Source organism: Rhizobium sp. P43, assembly GCF_056730705.1.
Genome location: NZ_CM161539.1, coordinates 4,209,662 through 4,230,117, shown reverse-complemented (window position 1 = coordinate 4,230,117; position 20,456 = coordinate 4,209,662). Strand labels below are relative to the sequence as shown.

The window sequence follows — 20,456 nt, the reverse complement described above, 5'->3', positions numbered from 1 at the left end:
ACAGCTTCAGGACCAGACCGGGGCCTGATCCTGCAGGATCACGACCGGCTCGGAATGAAAGCCCTCGGGCAGGGGATCGGGACGGCGCACCTCGACGTCTTCGAGTGCGAGATTGTGAACGTTTGAGGCAAAAACGCCGGGCATGCCACCGGGATAGGGCACGAGACCGATAACCTTGCCATCCTCACCCCTGACCCAGGCATTGGCACGTCCTGCCGCATCGGGCGAGGGCGCAAGATCGAACTTCGTCGGACGCACATCGTAACGGCAGGCGTTGAAGCGCCCGGGCTGCTGGCGGATATGGACACGGCGCAGCGTGACATTCCGGATCAACCCCGGTCGATCGGCATAGAGATTGACCGCACCCTCCATCAGCCCCTGGATATCCTCGAAGAGCACATTCTCGATGACACCGGCGGGCTGCGTGCTGCGACGATCGAGAGCGGTTGCGGTGATCGCCTCCCCCGAGCCCCAGAAGCCCTCCGGTGTTTCCCGGCATTCGAGCTTGAGGCGCCGGAATGTCACATTCGCAAGCCGCCCCCCATCGCGCGAGAAAAGACCGAGCGCCCGGTTGCTATGGGCGATTTCGCAATCTTCAAAGACAATGTTCTCCATATCCGCGAAGCTCTCCGTTCCGAGCTTCAGCGCGCAGCTTTCGCTGATGATCTGGCAGCCGGAAACCCGGATCTGCCGGCATGCACCAATCGGCGCATCATCGGTCCCGCGGCTTGTCTTCAGCACGACGCCGTCGTCAGCCGTGTCGATCACGCAGTTATCGATCGTCACACGCTCGCAGGCATCGATGACCACTCCGTCGGTATTGGGCATCTTGCGGTCATTGATGATGCTCAAACCTTCAAGGGCGACATCCTTGCTGCGGATCAGATGAACCGTCCACATGGCAGACAGGCAGATCTTGATGCCTTCGATGCGCACATCGGAGCAGCGATCGATAATCAGGGTCCTCGGTCGAAGGCGCGACGGGATATATGTCCCCATATCCTCCAGCATGCCCTCGATAAAGGACTCACCGGGTGCCTCGATAGAACCAGCCCCGTGGATACGGATGGACCGTGCATCGCGGGCAAGCATCAAAGCGCGATCGGAATCTTCCGCGATAACGTCAACCGTATTCGAAGCATACAGCGCATAATCGGGACTGAAGCGCAGCACGGCGCCCTCCTCCAAGCAGAGATCCGTGCCGCTTGGCAGATGCAAAGCACCGGTCTGATAAATCCCCTTCGACAGATGCAGGGCCACCCCCTGCTTCGCGGCGGCATCCAGCGCCTCCTGCAGAGATTGCCCGCCCCGCATCGAATCGGTGATGAATATTTTTCTTGATTTCGTCACCGCAGGCTTCTCCTCCCAGGCAGCAGCATTCGGATAGAAAGCCTGCGTACAGGCGCATCTGAATGATATCGGCGTCATATCAATCCGATTTCAGCGCGAAATACAAAATGAAAATATTTTTTCTGCCTTGATCGATCTCGAGCTGTGACGAGTGTCATAGCCAGAGCGATTTACAGACGGAATACCGCGCAGAGCGGAGCGGCGACCAACGGTCGCGAGGACGGTATGCCCGGAAAAGAAAAGGGCGTTTAGACGCCACCTGCAGCATCTGAAAAGGACCGGGAAAACCCGGTCGGGCGCAAGACGGGAGGCAAGAGTCAGAACCCGGCCCCTACCCCTCAGCGAATGCGCAGTCCCGAAGCATCGAAGAGAAAGCTGGTCTTCGCCGACAGCCCAACTGTGATCTCATCGCCCAGCCGGCCACCCTGACGGCGCTCTTCTTGCTCGATGATGATCTGCTCGCCGGGCACCGTATGCGCATAGACATAGCTCGTATTGCCGAGATGCTCGACGACATCGACATGCGCTGTCAGCTGCGTATCCCCACTGCCGTCAGGCAAAAAGTGTTCCGGTCTAACCCCCACCGTCACGGCATCACCGACCTTCGGCGGCGCCGCGCAGGAAACCGTCAACTGCGTGTCGGGTCGCGCCTTGAGCGCCACAGTCACCTGTCCACCCTCCGGTTGACCGATCACCACCGCCGGCAGAAAGTTCATCCGTGGCGAGCCGATAAAGCCGGCAACGAACATGTTGTCGGGGTCGTCATAAAGCGCAAGCGGCGCACCGACCTGCTCGACGATCCCGCCGCGCATGACGACGATCTTGTCGGCCAGCGTCATCGCCTCGACCTGGTCATGGGTGACATAGATTATGGTGGCGTTGAGCTCCTTGTGCAGTCGGGCGATCTCGACGCGCATATGCACGCGCAGCTCCGCGTCCAGGTTGGAGAGCGGCTCGTCGAACAGGAAAACATCAGGCTGACGCACGATGGCGCGGCCGATGGCAACACGCTGGCGCTGACCGCCGGACAAGGCCTTCGGCTTGCGGTCCATCAGCGCGTCGAGTTCGAGGATCTTCGCCGCCGCATTGACCCGCCGCTCGATCTCGTCCTTCGCCATGCCGGCAAAGCGCAGCGCAAAGCCCATGTTCTCGCGCACGGTCATATGCGGGTAGAGCGCATAGGTCTGGAACACCATGGCAATGCCACGTTTCGACGGATCGACATCGTTCATCACGCTGCCGCCGATCGTCAGCTCGCCTGCGGAAATATCCTCCAGCCCCGCGATCATTCTGAGCAGCGTGGACTTGCCGCAGCCGGACGGGCCGACGAAGACGACAAACTCCCCGGAGCGCACCTCGAGGTTCACCCCCTTGATGACCTCGAGCTGCCCGTAGGACTTGCGGATATCGGTGAGCCGGACCTCTGCCATGGTAGCCTCGCTCAGCTGACGTTGAAGCTGATGCGCTTGGTCCCGAAGGGACGGCAAGTCGCAGACAGCGTCAAGTGACCGGCTTCGTTTCCGGCTTCGACATAGACGCCCACGGCCCCGCCCTTGAAGGAGAGCAGCGTGGGGCCAACGATGCGGCCCGGACCTTCGAGGCTGACCTCGACCGGATCATCGAAAAAGCCCAGGACATTGCCGCCCTGGTCGAGCGCCCGCAGCATCACGCGAACCGTGTCCTTCTCGCCAGCCCGGAAGCTCGGTATCGTCAGCCGCGATATCCAGGGTAGTCGGCAGCGGATCGGCCGGCAGATGACGGCGCACAACCTCCTTGCCGTCTAGGAAGCCGACGAGTTCACCATCCCGCCAGGTCATGCCCCATTCGCCGAATTCTTCCGGCGTGACCATGCTGTGATCGAGAATGCAGGGCGGATGCGGCAGATGCGGATAGGTCCTTCTGTCAGGCTCGATCCGCTTGACGATCTGGCCCATGCGGATTTCGACATAGTCGCAATTGGTGAGAATGATCAGCGGCAGCACGCCGCCGATATTGCGCTCGCCGCGCGCCCAGAAGCTGACCGGCTGCAAAACGATCCCATCCTTCGGATCGCCCTGCGAGGCATAGGCGTAACCGGCGAATTTCGGCTCGCGATACATGTCGGTGACGCCGTGGTAGCAGATACGGTCGCCCGAACCGAAATCCTTATGGGTGTTGTAGTCGAACATGCACCAGCCGGTGGAGCCGGAGATCGAAGGCTCGCCCGCAACCGCATTCAGGATCGCCAGGTGCCGGCCGACATGTTCTGCCTGGCGCTGCTCCTGGTCAAAGCGCTTGGTCGGATACATGTGCCCACCATATTCGGTGATCATATAGGGCACCTTGCGGTCGAGCCCGGTGACTTCGCGCTGCTCGCGCAGGATCAGCCGTTCGCGATTGTGCCCGGGCATTTCGTCCAGCCCGAGAATGAAGTCGTTCATCGTATAGACGTCTTCGAGCAGCTCGCTTTCGGTGATGTAGCGCACACCGCCGGTCTGGCGGGTCGTATCGAGCGACCGCGCCATGGCATTCGTCTCGACATAGAAGTCGTGGTCGTCCTGGCTCTCGTTGATGCGCACGCCCCAGATGATGATCGAAGGATGGTTCCAGTCGCGCTCGATCATGCGGCGGACGTTCTGAACGCTCTCCGCCTTCCAGGCATCGCCACCGATATGCTGCCAGCCTGGGATTTCTTCGAAGACAAGCAGGCCGATCTCGTCGCAACGGTCGAGGAAGTATTTCGACTGCGGATAATGCGAGGTGCGGGCGATGTTGCAGGCGAGATCGAATTTTAGGATGTCGGCATCCTTCTCCTGACCACGCCGACCCATCGCGTAACCCAGATGCGGCCAGGCCTGGTGACGGTTGAGACCCCGAAGCTTCACCACACGGCCATTCAGCTTGAAGCCGTCGATGGTGTATTCGGCAGAGCGGAAACCGAAGCGGCTCGTGACGGCATCGCTACCGGCAGCGGTGTCGAGCATCACCGTGAGGTGATAGAGAGCGGGATTGTCGATATCCCAGAGCGTGATGCCCTGAAGCCCGGAAAAGCCGAGCGAAACCTCTGCGCCTGATAATGCCGCTTCGGTACGCGCGATCTCCTGACCTGCACCATCTTTCAGAACAGCCGTCACCTTGCCGGAAAGCGCCTGATCCGTCGAATTGGAAATCCAGACCTTCGCCGTCACCTGCTTGCTTTCGGCCAGAACATCGGGCGTCTCGATCTTGACGTTCTTGATCGAAACCGGCGCAGTGATCTTGAGCCAGACGTCGCGATAGATGCCGGCATAGGTGAGATAGTCGATGACGCCACCGAAAGGCGGGATCTCGGGGTTTTCCGAACCGTCGATCTTCACCGTCAGCAGGTTGTTGCCAGCCTTCAGATGCGGCGTGAGCCGGGCTTCGAAAGGCGTGTAACCATCCTTGTGCGCAGTGATCTCGACACCGTTGACGTAGACCACGCTGTCCGCCATGGCGGCATCGAAAACCAGCGAGACTACGCGACCCTCGAACCGCGGATCCCAGGCGATGACCTTCTGATAGGTAAAGGCCTTCTGATAGCTCTTCTCGTCGAAATAGTTATAGGGCAGCTCGACCGCCGTATGGGGAAGCTGGACTGCCTCGCCCGGCTGCGAAGCCGAGGCAAAGCCCGGCTCAAAACCGGCACGGAAGGTCCAATCCTTGTTGAAAGTCTCAATAATGCGCATTTCAAAGTCCTATTTCACGGAGCCGAGCATGCCCTGCACGAACTGGCGTTGCATGGCGAAGAAGACGAGAAGGGTGGGAAGGGTGGCGAGGATCGTGCCGATCATGACGGTACCGTATTCGGGCGAATAGGCAGACGCGAGCGAGGAGACGACCAGCGTGATCGTCTTGGTGTCGTTCGACTGCAGCACGATCAGCGGCCAGAGATAATTGTTCCAGTTCAGCATGAAAACGATGACGAAGGCCGCCGCATAGGTGGAGCGCATCACGGGCACATAGATGTAGAAGAAGATCTGCCACTCCTTCAGCCCATCCACCTTGGCCGCATCGCGAAGCTCGGTCGGAAAGGCTTTTGAGGCCTGGCGGAAGTAGAAGATGATGAAGGCCGACGCGATCATCGGCAGCATGATGGCGATATGCGTATTCAGCAGCCCCGCCTGCCCCATCAACATGAAAAGCGGGATCATCAGGGCTGCAAACGGCACCATCAGCGTCAGCAGGATCACGGTATAGACCCGCTCCCGCAGTTTCGAGCGGAACATCTCGAAACCATAGCCCGCCAGCGACGAGACGAGCAGCGTCAGCGCCGTGCCGACAAGCGCGATCTTCACCGAATTCCAGAAGACCAGCGGCACATTCACCTGCGCAAAGAAGGACGCGATGTTGTCGAACAGGGCGGTGCCGAAGGTGACCTTGCCGCGGATGATCTCGCTCGTGGTGTTGGTCGCCCCGATCACCATCCAGATGAAGGGGAAGATCGAAAGGAAGGCCGCAAGCGACAGCACGGCATATTGCACGATGTCAGGCAGGCGGCGACGAAGCGTCGTCATCATTTGCGTTCCCTCGCGGCATAGAATTGCAGGAAGGAGAGAACCGCCACCATCAGCACGATCACATAGGAGACGGTCGCCGCATAACCGAAGCTCGGCATGAAGCGGAAGGTCAGGTTGTAGATGTAGAGCGACAGCGTCAGCGTCGAATTCGCCGGCCCGCCGGTGCCCTCGGTGAAGTTGTAGACCTCGTCGAACAGCTGCAGCGTGCCGATTGTCGAGGTGATCGTGGTGAACAGGATCACCGGTTTCAGCATCGGGATGGTGAGGAAGGCGAAGCGCCCCCAGGACGGCACGCCGTCGATCTTCGCCGCCTCATAGATCGAGCGATCGATATTCTGGAGTGCTGCCAGATAGAAGATCATGTTGTAGCCGGTCCAGCGCCAGGTAATGGCGATGATGATTAGCACCTTGGCCCAGAAGGGATCGGTCAGCCAGCCGATCGGCTCGCCGATGATGCCGATTGCGAGCAGCGTGTTGTTCACCACACCGTCGAGCGAGAACATGCTCTTGAACAGGATCGAATAGGCCACCAGCGAGGAAACGCAGGGCAGGAAGATCATCGTCCGGAACAGGCCGGAATAGCGCAGCTTCGGATTGTTCAGCATGGCCGCCAGGATCAGCGCCATGGTGATCATGATCGGCACCTGCACGACAAAGAAAATGACCGTGTTTTGCAGCGCCTGCCAGAAAACCGGATCATTCCACAGCCGTTCAAGATTTCCAGTACCGGAGAATTTCAGCATCATCCCGCGCCCGGAATAGAAGGATAGCGCGAGAGAACGCAGGATCGGATAGAGCATGAAAATCGCAATGAGCGCGACGGCCGGCGCCACGAACAGCCACCCGTTCACATCGTAGTAGCGCTTCAAGCTGGATCTGGATGTGGTGGCCATGCGGTCTCCCCGAACCTGATCATTGGTCACGGACTAAAGTCTATCGACGGAAGGCGCGCGGCGTCGCCGCCGCACGTCTCCGGGAGGACAGGGGCCCAACCCTTGGGAATGAGCCCCTGTGGGATGGGTTTACTGGATCTGGGTGGCAGCCTGATCTTCGATGGCCTTCAGAACGTCATCGACAGGCGTTCCCTTGAGAAGGGCCGGGAAGTTTGCCGTGACAGCCGTGTCGAGCTCGTTGGTGAAGATGCCGTAGTTAACCGCCGGCACCTGGACGAGCCAATCAGCGAACTTCTGCCAGACCTTGTCGCCGCCGAAGAAATCGTCCGGCTTCTGGTAGGCTTCACCCGTACGGGCGGCAAGAAGCGAGCCCACGGCACCGCGCTCGGTCAGGATCTTCTGGTAGAAGTCGAGGTCCTTGGCATAGATCTCGTTGAGGAAGTCGATCGCCTCGTCCTTCTCGGCGGAAGCTTCAAGCACATACCAGCTCGAACCACCGAGGTTCGACGCAGCGACGGCGCCCTCGACATTCAGCTTCGGAATGGCCGTCAGCGCCCACTTGCCGGCCTGATCAGGCTGCGACTTGACGGTGCCGGTAATCCAAACGCCCATGAGGACCGAGGCGACATCGCCCGACGTCAGCGCGCTGATCCCGTCGTTCCAGCCGCTGGTCGGCTTGGCAACGCCTTCATTGACAATGCGAGCCTGGGTTTCGAGTGCAGCCTTCAGCGCGGCGTTACCCGTGATGTTGAGGCTGCCGTCCTCGTTGAAATACCACTGGCCGCCGGACTGCATCATGATGCGGATCAGACCGCCGTCATTCGAGTCGAGCGCCATCATCTCGTGGCCGGTCTTGGCCTTGACGTCCTTGCCGATCTCGATGAAGCGATCCCAGGTCAGATTCTCCATGTCGGCAGCGGTATAGCCCGCCTGCTCCAGATAGTCCTTGCGGTAGTAGAGGCCGGTGACACCGGAATCGAAGGGCACGCCATAGACCTGGCCCTCAAGCGTCATCAGGTCGACCTTGTATTTGGCAAAGCCGGAATAATCGATCTTGTCCGTCAGCGCGGCGAACGAACCGGGGAAGGACTGCAGATATTTCTGCGCGCCGTAATCCTCGATCAGCACAATATCCGGCAGGGTGTCGGTCATGCCGGAGGCAAGACCCGTCTGCAGCTTCTGCTCGACGTCAGCCTTGGCGAAGTCGACGATGTTGAAGGTCGTGCCGGGGTTCTTCGCGGTGTAACGCGCAGCCGCCTCCTGCATGATCGCAACGTTGAAATTCGGGTCCCAGCACCAGATGGTGACTTCTCCGGCAAAGGCTGCCGTGCTGCAGAGAAGGGCGGCCCCGGTCACGGCTCCGGTGACGGAGCGCTTGAGCAGGCGAGAATAATCCATGTGTTCCTCCCATTATGACGTTGAATGCGGCAGCCTCATCCCCTGCCTCATCACCACTATTTCCGAAAATCGGAGGACAGCCAAGAAAATTTTTACTAAATATTTTGTGCGCTGCGGTAAGTGCTTGGGAATCCCCAGACTCCCTTGCGAAAATGCTCAGGTCGCCAGAGGCTCTTTCGCGCTTGCCCGCCAGACCATCTCGGTCGGCAGGGTCACATGCTTGGAATAGTCGCGGCCATTCAGCCGCTCGACGAGCAGGTCGACCGCCACCTCGCCGATCAGCTCGCCCGGAATCCGCATGGTGGAGAGCGGCGGCGTCAGGAACTGCGCGACCGGGATATCGTTGAAGGCAACAACCGCGATGTCCTCGGGGATGGAAAGTCCCGCCTCCTGGATCGCCCGATAGGTGCCGATCGCCATATTGTCGTTGGCTGCAACGATCGCATCGGGACGGACGTCCAGAGCCAGAAGCGATTTCGCCTGCTGATAGCCCGTCTCGAGGCGCAAGTTCTGCCCGAACCGCTCGCTCTGTCCGAGCGCCAGAAGCTCAGGCCGATAACGACCTCGCGCCTCGTGCCATTCGATAAAGGCCTTGCAGCGCTGCTCGCCATGCATCAGCGCATCATTGTCCATCAGCTCGTAGCCGCCGACAAAGCCGATCCGCTGGTATCCGGCCTTGTCCAGACTGTCGAGGATCGTCACCGTCGCCTCGCCCAGATCGGCGCGCACGCAGTCGAATTGCGGCATGCGCGGATTGTAATCGGCCATGATGAGATGCGGGCATACCTTGGCCATCGCCTCGATCTCGGCCTTCGGATGATGTCCGACGACGATCGCAGCCGAAATGCCCGTCAGCATGGCCAGATCGATCGGCACATCGGGATTGAATACCCGGGCAATCTCGATCTTGTATTCACGGCAGCGGGCTTCGATGCCGAGCCGGACGCCCACGTAATAGGGGTCTACCAGTTCCTCGTTCGGCGCCAGGAAATGGATGACGGCGATAGTCGCGGAGACGTCGGCATGCAGCCCCATGGGGATCGAAAACGGCGCCGAAAGCGCATTCTTGCGCGCCCTCGGCGTCGCATAATTCAGCGCCTCGGCGGTCTCGATGATCGCCTGGCGCTTCACCTCAGAGATAGAGAGGCTCTGGTCGTAGTTCAGGACGCGCGACACCGTTCCCGATGACACGCCGACGGCCTTCGCAATTTCCTTGATCGTCACCACGGCGGCCTGCCTCCTCAACCCGCATTCCCATGAGGCTGGTAAACCTCTGGAAAATATTTACTAGGCCAGGGACGTGGGGGATACAAGCACTTCCTTGAACAAGCCCCTGTCGAAACAGGGCGCCAAAGCCGGCCTCGACACGGTCAAGGCGGCTCCAGATCAAGCGCAATGCGAGTTGGGCTATGCTTGGGTCTCGCTGACAAAGGCCTCGATCTCGGCCAGGCTGTCGAGACGGGTCACGTCGAAATCGGCAGCAGCGAGATCGATCCCGAAGGTCTCCTCGAGCAGCATCATGAGATGCGTGGCCGCAAGCGAATCCAGCCGGCCACTGAAGAACAGCGAATCCGTATCCTGGAGCGGCTGTCTGTCACCGCGCTCTTCGAGCAGTCCCTGAACGCGGGCACGGATGGACGCAATCTTATCGGTGGTCATGGCAGGTCAGACTCCAAACAGGCCAAACAGGAAGTGGAAACGATCCGACAGCTGGCCTTCCAGCCACACACTGTCGAAGATCTTCAGGAAGCAGAAGAACAGGGCCACGTTAATCCGCGGCCAGACCTGGTGACGCCAAAAGCCGTCATCCGGCGAGGTCTTGCGCCCCCAGATCTGCGAGATGATCAGACCCGCCGAGAGCAGGCACACATAGAAGGCGAGCGTTTCGAACCGGTCCAGTTCATCAAACGGCGTCCCGTCGGCAAAGACATGGGACACGAAGATCAGATGATAGAGGAAGTTGCCGAAACCCGCCGCGCAGAAGGTGGCAAACGCGATGCGCAGACGCGGCGATGTCTTGAACCAGCGCATGAAGGCTGGATAGAAGAAGAAATCGACCAGAACCTCTTTGAAGTAGTAGTAATAGCGGTTCCAGAACTCGGCGATCGAGCGGGATGCGAGGGGGTTCACCGTATTGCGCGGGATGTTGTAGCCCATCATGCGCGCCACGGCGACGATCGCATGGCCCCAAGCGGCAATGATCAGCAGATCCACACCGTAGTTGACGAAGAGACCCAGCCATCTGAGCCCGATCGGCATGGCCGCCGCGTCCTCAGGATTGAGGATCATGAAACCGAGCTTCGGCACACCCAGCATCTCATGAAACAGGGTGGTCACGGCCAGACTTGTCCAGCTGAGGATAGCCGTCCAGACGGCAAGTTTCAGCGCCTTCAGGCGCGTCACCGCAAGCGCATCGTCGTCCTTCGCCTCGAACCGCTTGAGGAAGGACAGGCCTTTTCCGAAGGGCGCAACATCGCCGCCCCAGACCGGCCGCATGTAAAGCGCCCGAACACTGTCGGGCGCTGCAGCCTTGGCCTTCAGATCAACGGCGGCATAGGCAAGAAACCAGAAACACGAGGCCCAGACGGCCACGAACGCCCAGAGAATGGCATGACCGTAATCTCCCGGCGGCACAAAGGCGGCCACAGCGAGGACCGCAAGGAAGCCGACAAGTTGGACCAGCAGTGGACGCCGGGACCAAAGGCCGCTGCTTCTGCGCTGGCCTGCGATCATAACTTGGGTAAAGCCAAGAAAGAGCACGACCCCTGCCACCTGCAAGGCGAGCGGCGGGACCGAGACGCCATGTCCGAGTGAGGCCGCAAGATCGACGACCATCGCATTCATGTCCGCCGTCCGGAACGGACGTAGCAGCAGAAACACCAGGCTCGACGTGATCAGAATGGCGAGCCGGCGTCCCGGCCAACGCGCAGCTGCAAGAAGCGTCAACCCAATCAGCGCAAGCGCCGATAGACTGATCTGCAGGCTTAAAGCAAGCGCCGCCAGGAAAAGGCCATGGATCAGAAGCAGTCCACGGATCGTCCCGGCATACCTGCGCGCATCTGGATTGGAGTCAATCGTCAGCCACGAACGCCGCCACTGCTTGAGCCGGTCCACGGGACCGAGCGAATCTTGCTCAAGAACGACGCTCACGGCGACCCTCCGTCGAGAGCGTCTCTCAATGCTCGCCGGTCCACCTTGCCGTTGATGTTGACGGGCAGTGCATCCTTGAGATGGACGACTTCCGGAACCATGTAGCGCGGCAAAGAGCGCAGCATGTTCGCCTGGATCGAAGCGGCCGTTTCAACGCTGCCCGCTACGAAGCCGACGAGGCCCGCCGCAGAACCATCGACAATAGGCCAGGCCACGACGGCAACGACCGTGCTGTCCGCCGCAAGCCGCAGATGCGCCTCGACCTCTTCCAGCTCGATCCGGTTCCCCTTGACCTTCACCTGATTATCCGTCCGCCCGAGATGATGGTAGATCCCCTCTGCGTCGCACATGCCCAGATCCCCGGTCAGGTACCAGCGCTCTCCGCCGATCTCGCGAAAGCGGTCCGCGGTCTGCTCAGGCGAAGCGAAGTATCCGATCCCGACCTGAGGGCCGCCAAGCGCGATCTCCCCTGGCTCGCCGGCAGCGACAGGCTGCAGGTCAGGACCAAGGATCGCAATCTTTCCGTCCCTGAAGGGTGTGCCGATCGCCATCACACCGCGCCCCGGCGTCAGCGACATGTTCGCGCCCACGCTCTGCCTGAGCATCACGACGGTGCATTCCGTAGGCCCATAGATGTTCTCGATGGCGCTGTTTGGCGCAGCAACCGCCCAGGCCTCGACGGTCGCACCCGGGAGAGGCTCCCCGCAAAAGATCGACAGGCGGATCGTCTCGAACACACCAGGTTTAAGAGAACCGGCCGCGCGCATCATGTTGACGATCGTGGGCACCGACATCCAGGCCGTGATGCCGTGGCTGCGAATGAAATGCTGCGGTGCCGACAATTCGAGCGCCGACATCACATGCAGAGCGCCCCCCGACTCCAGCGTCAGAAACAGATTGTGAACGCTGAGATCGAAGGTGAGGTCATGCGCTTCGGCCACGCGGTCCTCAAGCCCGAGTTTTGTCCACGGGCGCGCCTGCACCAGATAGGACGCAAGAGACCCGGCGGAGATCACGACCCCCTTGGGCAGTCCGGTCGTTCCGGAGGTGAAGATGATATAGGCCTCGTGCTGCGCATCCACGTTCACTGGCGCGGCGAGCGGCAGATCGTTGAGGGCGTCGAGCGGCGTGATCGCGGCATCGACCGTTGGCGGCATATCGGCCCGCTCCGGCCCGATGATGATGGCGGGAGCTGCAGCCAGGACCTCCGGGGTCAAAAGCCCGATCCCGTTGCGATCCACGATTAACGCGTCCAGTTGCAGCAGTCCCAGCAGCTTGACCAGCCGCTCCGGCGGCCATTTCTGATTGAGCGGCACATAGGTCGCCCCTGCCATGCAGGCTCCGAGAACGCCGACATAACCTTCCAGACTGCGGGTTGCCAGAACCCCGACCCGTCGCTGCTTCAGCCGAGGCGCCAGATAACCGGCAAGCCGCGCTACCTTTTCCGCCAAAGCCTCGTAGGTGAACTCGCGTCTGGCAACAACGAGAGCCACTGCGCCTGGATGTGCTTGCGCGCATGCCCAGAATGGCGCGGCGAGGTTGAAATTTTGAAGCTTGGTCTGCACTGGAACACCGTTCAACATGAAGTCCGTTTTGCTGATCTCTGTTATCGTGAAGGCAATGGCAGCCGCCGGTTATGCAGAGGCTGCACTCCACCTGGCGCCCCCTTGCCCATGAAGTGTTACAAGTCTGCAGCCACCATCAGCGCTGACGCCGCTGCCGCAGAGCCGACAGCCATCGTCAACCAAGGCAGTTTCTGCGCGACATCGATCGTGAAGAAATTCAAGGGGAACAGATGCTGATGCGATTGTGGGGCCGCACCCTGCCGGGGTGCAGGCAGATACCACTCGTCGTCAAACCATCGCCAATCATCCGCCCATGTCCAGCAGTCGTGCCGCTTGTAGACAGAGGCAACCTCATCCGCGAACGCCTTGTTGGTCGGCAGACGGATCGCTTCCCCCGGAGAAGTCTGGAAATATCGCATCGCCAAAGGCAGCGAACGGTTGGTGCAATAATTCGACATCCAAAGATTGAAGCCGATTTCTTCTCTGAGGCCCTGGATGACACGGAAAAGCTGGACATGTTCCTCGTGCCCGTATTCGCCCCAGGGATTGTGGGTGAACACGTTCATGCCGGGACGAAGGCGATTCCGGAGCAAGCCCTGGATTGTCACGAAGTTACTCTGATAGGCCGTCAGCACGCTGTTTTCAGCCACGCGTCGTTGACCCATGCCCACTTTACCGAGAGCCCGGCGCGACATGCGGGTAAGTTCCCGTCTCTGGCTTTCGAAACTGAGGAGAATACCATCCGCGCTTTCGCGCGGGTCTTCCCAATTGGCACAGCCGGCGGCACCGGATTCTGAAAGATTGAGACAACTGACGCCAGGCCGAGGAAAATCGGCGAATGCGGCAGCGCGCTTTTCGCCCAGGCCTGGATGCGCCCAGAAGTCGCGATAGACCACGATCACCTCTTCAACGTCATGCAAGATGGCGTTGAACCACAGCAATTCGTCGTCGGGATGGGCCGCAATGATAACGGAGTTTTCAAGGAAGGCCGGGCGCGCGCTCATCCATTCTCCTCCCCGGACGATTGGCGATTGGCAAAGGGTGTGGTAGTGCTAGCGGCGGAGTTCTCCCGCCAGCGCTCGCGCAGACGCATTGCGACCAGAGCAAGCGAGCCGCGTAATGTGGTGGCATGCGTCAGCATGTGAAGGGCGGTCGGCGCCGTACCAAAATCCGCCTTGAAGGGCTCATCTCCGATCGTAAAGTCGAAGATCTCACCGCCAGCCTGAACCCAATCCTCGATCATCCCGTCATACAGGAGGAGGCCCGGCGAATGCCGGCCATGGGCCTGATAATCACAGCCAATGAGCAGATAGTGTAGTCGCGAACCGTGCGCGACACAGAAGGCATAACCAATCGCCTCCCCGACCACTTCCAGTGCGTAGACCCGGCAGTAGCCGGTCCGCAAGCCGGATTGCGCCACAGCCCGGTAGAAGGCGAGCGCCGCGGGAGCGGCGATCACATCTCCGTCGAAACGGCCTTCACGCAAGGCAGCAAGATGCTCAACCGCCGCAGCCACGGCCTGCTCACCCTCAACGACAACCAGACGGGCTCCTTCGGTCTTGAAGAAGCGCTTCCGCTTGCGGGAGAGATAACGGGCAAAACTCTCTGTCAGCGCCCGCTCGCGCCAAAGCGTCACCGGCGCCACAAGGTCCGAAGCATGCGAAGAGAAGGAAAGCTTGGCCGCGCGCCCCGGGAGCAATCCCTGCCACAGCGGAAGATGCTCTTCCCGAATTGGCTTCACGCGTAAGATGTCGTGAGGGGGCAATGCCTGAGCGATGTTGGACTGGATCGACGCGTGGTCGCGTTGCATGCGCCACCAATCGAGATCCACGACAGGCGCTGCGTAGTCGCTCACACCAAGATCAGCACTTTCAAGTATCGTGACACCTGAGAGTCTCCGCAGGATCATTGGCAGGACAAGGCAAGGACGTTGATCAGGGCCCGGCCGCCCGACCAAGATAACCGGTTCTGCATCGCGTGACGGGGCCAGATGATGGTAGAAGGCTGCGAGCCAAAGCGGGTGCTGGAAAGCCGAGGCGTTGGAGCGGGCGAACAAGTCTGCAAAATCGTCAGACTGGCAAAACGCCTCGGTCGTGACGTTCACAACAAACGACCTCGCCGCCTCCCCGGAAGCGGTGTCATGATCAGTCAGACCTGAAGAGCGTGCAGCAACCATGCATGAGGGGATACCAAGCCGCCCCAAAAAAGAGGTTTATGCGAAGTGAACAATCGGGATTATCGTGAATCTTGAGTAAAATTCTTTCTACCCTGACGAACAGATAAGGCGTCAGGACAAGCCTTTATTGCAGGGATTTCGGCATTACTCGAAGAATTCAACGGAATGGCGGGGCAGGGCAAGCCCATCACCTCGGAAGTGGATGCCATTTCGACAACTTCACAATGACGTGAAACAACCAGAGGGCCGGTCAGTGCGGGGCGCATTTAATTGGGGCGACCACTCCATCTTGCATGCGGTGAGTGTCTAACCGCATGGATAAAAGTCTTCACTTTTGCACTTTAGTCATGGACATTGACGTGGACACTCGACCAAACAGGCGGCGGCAAGAGAATGAACGGGGCAGTATTTTTCCTGGCGGTCAACTTCATTGTCGCCCTGTCCTTCAGCGCGGTTTTCATCGTGGTTGCGCGACGGAGCCAATCCCGGACGGCTGCGATATGGTTGGGGGCAGGCTTCGGGATCGCCTCGCTGTCTGCGATCTGCGAACTGCTGGTGGCCTTCACCAGCCAACAACGGCTCTGGGCGCTCTGTGCCTTCGCGACCGTCCTCATCGGGATGGTCATGCTGACAATCGGTATCGGGGAGATGTACCGCCGGCGCGTTGATGCGCGGATCACAGCGATTTTCGTCGCGACCAGTTTGTTCGTGGCAATGGTGATCTACGACCTTCCCCGCAGCACGATACTCCAAGCATTCCTTTACCAGGCTCCCTTCGCACTGGTCGTTCTGGCCGGCGCAGCCATCGTCTTGCTAGCTCGTCAACGCACGACCATCGACCGGTTTCTCGGCGTGCTGTTGTTGATCACGGGCTTGCATTTCATCATGAAGGCAGGACTGGCAGTCCTTCTCGGCGCCGGCAGCACGGCAAAAGACTATGTTCAGACCAACTACGCGCTGATCTCCCAGAGCATGACGGCAGTCCTGATGGTGGCAGTCGGACTGACACTGCTCGCCAAGCTGGTTTTGGAAATCCTTGCGATACAGCGATCCGAATCCGAGATGGATAGTCTGTCGGGGCTTGCCAACAGGCGCGGCTTCGATCGTCAGATCAATGCCCTGCTTCGAAACGATCAGAACAGATCCCACGCAATCATCCTGTGCGATCTCGATCACTTCAAGCAGATCAATGACACCTACGGCCACCACATTGGCGACACGGTTATCAAGGCGTTTGCCGAATGCCTGGCTCGTCATACTCCAGAGGGTGCCGTCGCGGGCCGTCTCGGCGGTGAAGAATTCGCGCTCTTTCTGCCGGATACGCAGGTGGACGATGCCGTCCAGCTGGCGCAACAGCTCAGACGGGAGAGCATGTCTCTGCCAATGCTCCCGCACGGAATGAATGTCACAGCCAGTTTCGGCATCGCCCAGCTGTCGTCGCAGTCAGATCTTTTCGAAGCGTTACGCCGTGCCGACCAGGCGCTCTACAGAGCCAAGGACGCAGGTCGCAACCGGGTCAAGGTTGCGACACCCGCTTAAGCAAATAGCATCCCCATTCGCTGCCTTGCTCCCGGATGGGCCAAGGCCGCGCGCCGCCCTCAACCATATGAAGTCGGCGCGAACGAGACACTTTTGCCAATGAACTGAACGGCAAGTTGGGAACGCAGAGCGAGCTTTCTGCGCTCGGGAGGCTCAGACGATCCCGCCCGAGCCACCCTTGACCGCAGGACGTTCGGCGGCGACGCGGGCGCGATAGCCGCTGGCGCGGTAGGTGGCAACCGGGTCGATCGCGCCACCGGCCCGACGGCGCGCCTCGGCCAGGATCGGCTCGACGTCGGTGCGATAGGCGCGCTTCAGCGTTTCCGTCGCCATCAGCGCGTCATTTCCGTCTTGATAGCCTTCCAGCGCTACGCGATCGACCAGAAGCGCCTGCGCATAGGCGCGGCGAATCTCGTTGGCGCTTGCAATCAGGCTCTCGATCGGGTCCGTCACGTTATGGCTCTGGTCGATCATATGTGCCGGGTGGAAGCCCTTCACGCCACGATGCTCGGCATCGACAAGTTCGTTGAAGACGAGGAAGAGGCGGTAGGGCTCGACCGAACCGGCATCCAGATCGTCATCGCCATATTTCGAGTCATTGAAGTGGAAGCCACCGAGCTTGCCGAACTGGATCAGGCGCGCAACGATCATCTCGATATTGGTGTTCGGCGCATGATGCCCGAGGTCAACGAGGCAGTAGGCCTTCTCTCCGAGCGTCTGGGCGATCAGATAATTTGTGCCCCAGTCCTGCACGACCGTCGAATAAAAGGCCGGCTCGTACATCTTGTGTTCGGAAAACAGCCGCCAGTCATCCGGCAGCGCCTTGTAAATGTCACGCATCGCATCGAGATAACGCTCGAACTGACGGGTGAAATTGCTCTGCCCGGGGAAGTTGGAACCGTCGCCGATCCAGACCGTCAGCGCCTTGGAGCCGAGTGCAGCACCGAGTTCGATGCATTCTATATTGTGCTCGACCGCCTGACGACGGGTCGCGGCGTCCACATGGCTGAGCGAACCGAATTTGTAGGAATGCGCCTGATCGGCGCCATCCGAGAAGGTGTTCGAGTTCATCGCGTCGAAGCCGAGCCCGAGCGCATCGGCCCTGGCCTTCAGCTCCTTCGGATCTGCCTTGTCCCATGGAATATGCAGCGAAACGGTCGGCGTTGCGCGGGTCAACTGCTGGATCACGCCACAGTCGTCGAGCTTGTCGAAGATATGCCGCGGCTCCCCGAGACCGGGAAAGCGGGCAAAGCGCGTGCCGCCCGTGCCGACACCCCAGGACGGAACGGCAACAAAGAAGTCCGCCACCTTGGCCGTCACCGCCTCGATATCGATCGACTGACGGGAAAGCCTGGCGCCCAGCGCCTCATAGTCGCTCTGATGGGCGCTCTGACGACGCTCGTTTTCTGCCGCGATGACATCTGCGGCGATCCGGGTCTCGGTCATTTGATCCTCCTTCGCGCATGAAGAACCTTGCTTCAGCGCATCTGTCGCATTTCAGGGGACATCATACGAGAGGCGTAACCGCCCCTCTCCTCCACACCCCACTTCATCCAATCGCCCGGCAGAGCGGCTGACAGCCTCGCGGCGAAACCGCCGCGAGGCTCTTGGGAGATCAGCGGGGGAAACTCTGCGCGTTGCCGGCATCGACATTGATGATGTTGCCGGTCGACTTGGCCGAAAGATCGGACGCCAGGAAGTAGATGGCTTCGGCGATGTCTTCCGGGAAGACATTCAGCTTCAGCATCGAGCGGTTACGGTAGTGTTCCTCAAGATCGGTGACTTCGATCTTCGAGGAGGCCGCGCGCTGCTCGCGCCACTCGCCGTTCCAGATCTTCGAACCGCGCAGCACGGCATCGGGATTGACGGTGTTGACGCGGATGCCGGCTTCCGCCCCTTCGAGCGCGAGGCAGCGGGCGAGATGGATCTCGGCAGCCTTGGCCGTGCAATAGGCGGACGCATTCGGCGATGAGGCAAGACCGTTCTTCGACGCAACGAAAACGACGTTGCCGCCGAGTTTCTGGCGCCGGAACAGGCGGAAAGCCTCACGGGAGACCAGGAAATAGCCAGTGGCCAGGATGCTGATATTCTTGTCCCACATGGCAAGCGTCGTGTCTTCGACCGGTGCAGACGAGGCAATCCCGGCATTCGACACGAGGATGTCGACGCCACCGAATTCCACGCAGGCTTCGGCGAAGGAGCGGATAACCGCATCCTCGCGCGTCACGTCGAGTTGGACGGAGCGGACCACGTCCGCGCCATGTCTCTTCGAGAAGTCGGCGACCGTCTGCTCCAGTGCCGCCGCGTCAATATCGGCCAGCACCACGCAGGCCCCTTCCGCCATCAACCGGTCGGCGGTCGCCCGGCCGATGCCGCCGGCGCCGCCGGTGACGAAGGCAACACGGCCGGCCAGGCTCTTCGGCTTCGGCATGCGCTGCAGCTTTGCCTCTTCGAGCAGCCAGTATTCGATATCGAAAGCTTCCTGCTCCGGCAGACCCTGATACTCGGAGACCGTCGAAGCGCCACGCATGACGTTGATCGCATTGACGTAGAATTCACCGGCAATGCGGGCCGTCGCCTTGTCCTTGGCAAAGGACAGCATGCCAACGCCGGGAACCAGGAAGATCACCGGGTTCGGATCGCGGATGGCAGGCGAATTGTCGTGTTTGCAGGTCTCGTAGTAGCGGGTGTAGTCGGCGCGATACGCTTCGAGCGCCTTGTCGAGGCCGGCAAGAACCGCATCGACATCCGGCTTTGCCGGATCGAAATCGACGATCAGCGGCCGGATCTTGGTGCGCAGGAAATGGTCGGGGCAGGATGTGCCGAGGCTGCCGAGCGGCTGCAAGTTCTTCGAATTGACGAATTCGAGCACGGCATCCTGATCGTCGAAATGGCCAAGCTTGCGCTCTGCCTTGCCGATGCGACCGCGGATTTCGGGCATCAGGCGCGCAGCAATCGCACGGCGCTCGTCTGCCGGCAGGCTCTTTGCGACGGCACCGCCGAAGATCGTCTTGCCTTCCGTCTCCTTCGCAAACCACGCGATCGCCTTGTTGATGATCTCAAGCGTCAGCAGGTAGCAATCCTTGGCGTCATCCGCCCAGGTGAACAGGCCATGGCTTTCGAGAACCACACCCTTGGCGGTCGGATTGGCCTTCACGAAGGCTTCGAGGTCGAGGCCGAGCTGGAAACCGGGACGGCGCCAAGGCAGCCAGCCGATCTCCGAGCCGAAGATCTTCTGCGTCAATTCCTTCGAGTTCTTCGAGGCCGCAATCGCGATGATCGCATCCGGATGCATGTGATCGACATGCGCGAAGGGCACGAAACCATGCAGCGGCGTATCGATGGAAGCAGCACGCGGATTGAGGTTGAAGGTGCAATGCGGCAGGAAGCCGACCATGCGGTCTTCGTCGTGCACACCCTGATAGATGCCCTTCAGCGCTTCGAGCTTCTCCTGATAGAGCGTCGCAAAACCGTCGAGCTTGATCGTCCCGACGTCGCCGCCTGAGCCCTTGACCCAGAGAACCTTGACCGTCTGTCCCGTCAGCGGATCGATTTCCATCACCTTGGCGGAGGTGTTGCCGCCACCATAATTGGTGATGCGCTTATCGGCGCCTAAGAGATTGGAACGGTAAAGAAGCTTGCCGGGCTCATCCAGCTTGGCCGCCTGGGCATCATCCCAACGGTTTTCGAGAAGGCGGGTTTGGCCCGTCATGACATCCTCCCTGCATTGATTTTCATGAGCAGTCAGCGACGGCTCATCTCCTTCTTGTTCGCAGGTATCGCGCAGCCATCCCGCGATTGTCAATCAGTTTCGATCATTTCTTTTCATTGTGCGATGCAATATAATTATTTTTGATCGTTTCTGATT

14 protein-coding genes and 1 pseudogene are annotated in these 20,456 nt (G+C 60.1%); 1 reads left to right on the top strand and 14 read right to left on the bottom strand.

Going from position 1 to position 20,456, the window contains the following annotated elements; translation table 11 throughout:
• Window positions 1-6: 6 nt before the first annotated feature.
• The 12 genes and pseudogenes from pglB to AC1PUL_RS20805 form a co-directional block, all read right to left on the bottom strand.
• Complete coding sequence (pglB, locus tag AC1PUL_RS20860; protein ID WP_480468647.1) at window positions 7-1,314, bottom strand: polygalacturonase PglB; 1,308 nt, start codon at window positions 1,312-1,314, stop codon at window positions 7-9.
• 374 nt (window positions 1,315-1,688) lie between these two features.
• Window positions 1,689-2,780 carry an ABC transporter ATP-binding protein gene (locus tag AC1PUL_RS20855; RefSeq protein ID WP_480465892.1) on the bottom strand — a complete coding sequence of 364 codons (1,092 nt, stop codon included), beginning with the start codon at window positions 2,778-2,780 and terminating at the stop codon, window positions 1,689-1,691.
• An 11-nt stretch (window positions 2,781-2,791) separates the two neighbouring features.
• A pseudogene (locus AC1PUL_RS20850) lies at window positions 2,792-5,036 on the bottom strand (glycoside hydrolase family 2 protein).
• 9 nt (window positions 5,037-5,045) lie between these two features.
• Window positions 5,046-5,867 carry a carbohydrate ABC transporter permease gene (locus tag AC1PUL_RS20845; protein WP_480465891.1) on the bottom strand — a complete coding sequence of 274 codons (822 nt, stop codon included), beginning with the start codon at window positions 5,865-5,867 and terminating at the stop codon, window positions 5,046-5,048.
• Window positions 5,864-6,760 (bottom strand): carbohydrate ABC transporter permease, encoded by an 897-nt coding sequence (locus AC1PUL_RS20840; protein ID WP_480465890.1) that lies wholly within the window; start codon window positions 6,758-6,760, stop codon window positions 5,864-5,866. Before AC1PUL_RS20840 ends, AC1PUL_RS20845 begins: the two co-directional genes overlap by 4 nt.
• A gap of 129 nt (window positions 6,761-6,889) precedes the next feature.
• Entirely contained in the window at window positions 6,890-8,158 is a 1,269-nt protein-coding gene (locus tag AC1PUL_RS20835) for an ABC transporter substrate-binding protein (RefSeq protein ID WP_480465889.1), read from the bottom strand.
• Window positions 8,159-8,314: 156 nt separating this feature from the next.
• Entirely contained in the window at window positions 8,315-9,385 is a 1,071-nt protein-coding gene (locus AC1PUL_RS20830; RefSeq protein ID WP_480465888.1) for a LacI family DNA-binding transcriptional regulator, read from the bottom strand.
• A gap of 180 nt (window positions 9,386-9,565) precedes the next feature.
• Window positions 9,566-9,817, bottom strand: a complete 252-nt coding sequence (locus tag AC1PUL_RS20825) for an acyl carrier protein (RefSeq protein WP_298464040.1) — start codon at window positions 9,815-9,817, stop codon at window positions 9,566-9,568.
• Between the two features lie 6 nt (window positions 9,818-9,823).
• On the bottom strand, window positions 9,824-11,308 hold the full coding sequence (locus AC1PUL_RS20820; protein ID WP_480465887.1) for a hypothetical protein: 1,485 nt from the start codon (window positions 11,306-11,308) through the stop codon (window positions 9,824-9,826).
• A complete protein-coding gene (locus tag AC1PUL_RS20815; RefSeq protein ID WP_480465886.1) occupies window positions 11,305-12,891 on the bottom strand; it encodes an AMP-binding protein in 1,587 nt (528 codons plus the stop codon). Before AC1PUL_RS20815 ends, AC1PUL_RS20820 begins: the two co-directional genes overlap by 4 nt.
• Window positions 12,892-12,989: 98 nt before the next feature.
• Window positions 12,990-13,877, bottom strand: a complete 888-nt coding sequence (locus AC1PUL_RS20810) for a hypothetical protein (RefSeq protein ID WP_480465885.1) — start codon at window positions 13,875-13,877, stop codon at window positions 12,990-12,992.
• Complete coding sequence (locus tag AC1PUL_RS20805) at window positions 13,874-14,977, bottom strand: GNAT family N-acetyltransferase (protein ID WP_480465884.1); 1,104 nt, start codon at window positions 14,975-14,977, stop codon at window positions 13,874-13,876. Before AC1PUL_RS20805 ends, AC1PUL_RS20810 begins: the two co-directional genes overlap by 4 nt.
• A gap of 627 nt (window positions 14,978-15,604) precedes the next feature.
• Between AC1PUL_RS20805 and AC1PUL_RS20800 the strand changes: the two genes are divergently transcribed.
• Entirely contained in the window at window positions 15,605-16,588 is a 984-nt protein-coding gene (locus tag AC1PUL_RS20800) for a GGDEF domain-containing protein (RefSeq protein WP_480465883.1), read from the top strand.
• A 153-nt stretch (window positions 16,589-16,741) separates the two neighbouring features.
• On the opposite strand, the gene rhaI is transcribed toward AC1PUL_RS20800, so the two are convergent.
• Entirely contained in the window at window positions 16,742-18,034 is a 1,293-nt protein-coding gene (gene rhaI, locus AC1PUL_RS20795; protein WP_480465882.1) for an L-rhamnose catabolism isomerase, read from the bottom strand.
• A gap of 169 nt (window positions 18,035-18,203) precedes the next feature.
• Window positions 18,204-20,300 carry a bifunctional rhamnulose-1-phosphate aldolase/short-chain dehydrogenase gene (locus AC1PUL_RS20790; RefSeq protein WP_480465881.1) on the bottom strand — a complete coding sequence of 699 codons (2,097 nt, stop codon included), beginning with the start codon at window positions 20,298-20,300 and terminating at the stop codon, window positions 18,204-18,206.
• Between the last annotated feature and the right edge of the window lie 156 nt (window positions 20,301-20,456).

What these genes read in the sequence shown, in the direction of transcription:
- pglB (WP_480468647.1), bottom strand. Translation starts at nt 1,314, where the DNA reads ATGCGGGGCGGGCAATCTCTGCAGGAGGCGCTGGATGCCGCCGCGAAG.
- AC1PUL_RS20855 (WP_480465892.1), bottom strand. Translation starts at nt 2,780, where the DNA reads ATGGCAGAGGTCCGGCTCACCGATATCCGCAAGTCCTACGGGCAGCTC.
- AC1PUL_RS20845 (WP_480465891.1), bottom strand. Translation starts at nt 5,867, where the DNA reads ATGATGACGACGCTTCGTCGCCGCCTGCCTGACATCGTGCAATATGCC.
- AC1PUL_RS20840 (WP_480465890.1), bottom strand. Translation starts at nt 6,760, where the DNA reads ATGGCCACCACATCCAGATCCAGCTTGAAGCGCTACTACGATGTGAAC.
- AC1PUL_RS20835 (WP_480465889.1), bottom strand. Translation starts at nt 8,158, where the DNA reads ATGGATTATTCTCGCCTGCTCAAGCGCTCCGTCACCGGAGCCGTGACC.
- AC1PUL_RS20825 (WP_298464040.1), bottom strand. Translation starts at nt 9,817, where the DNA reads ATGACCACCGATAAGATTGCGTCCATCCGTGCCCGCGTTCAGGGACTG.
- AC1PUL_RS20815 (WP_480465886.1), bottom strand. Translation starts at nt 12,891, where the DNA reads ATGTTGAACGGTGTTCCAGTGCAGACCAAGCTTCAAAATTTCAACCTC.
- AC1PUL_RS20810 (WP_480465885.1), bottom strand. Translation starts at nt 13,877, where the DNA reads ATGAGCGCGCGCCCGGCCTTCCTTGAAAACTCCGTTATCATTGCGGCC.
- rhaI (WP_480465882.1), bottom strand. Translation starts at nt 18,034, where the DNA reads ATGACCGAGACCCGGATCGCCGCAGATGTCATCGCGGCAGAAAACGAG.
- AC1PUL_RS20790 (WP_480465881.1), bottom strand. Translation starts at nt 20,300, where the DNA reads ATGACGGGCCAAACCCGCCTTCTCGAAAACCGTTGGGATGATGCCCAG.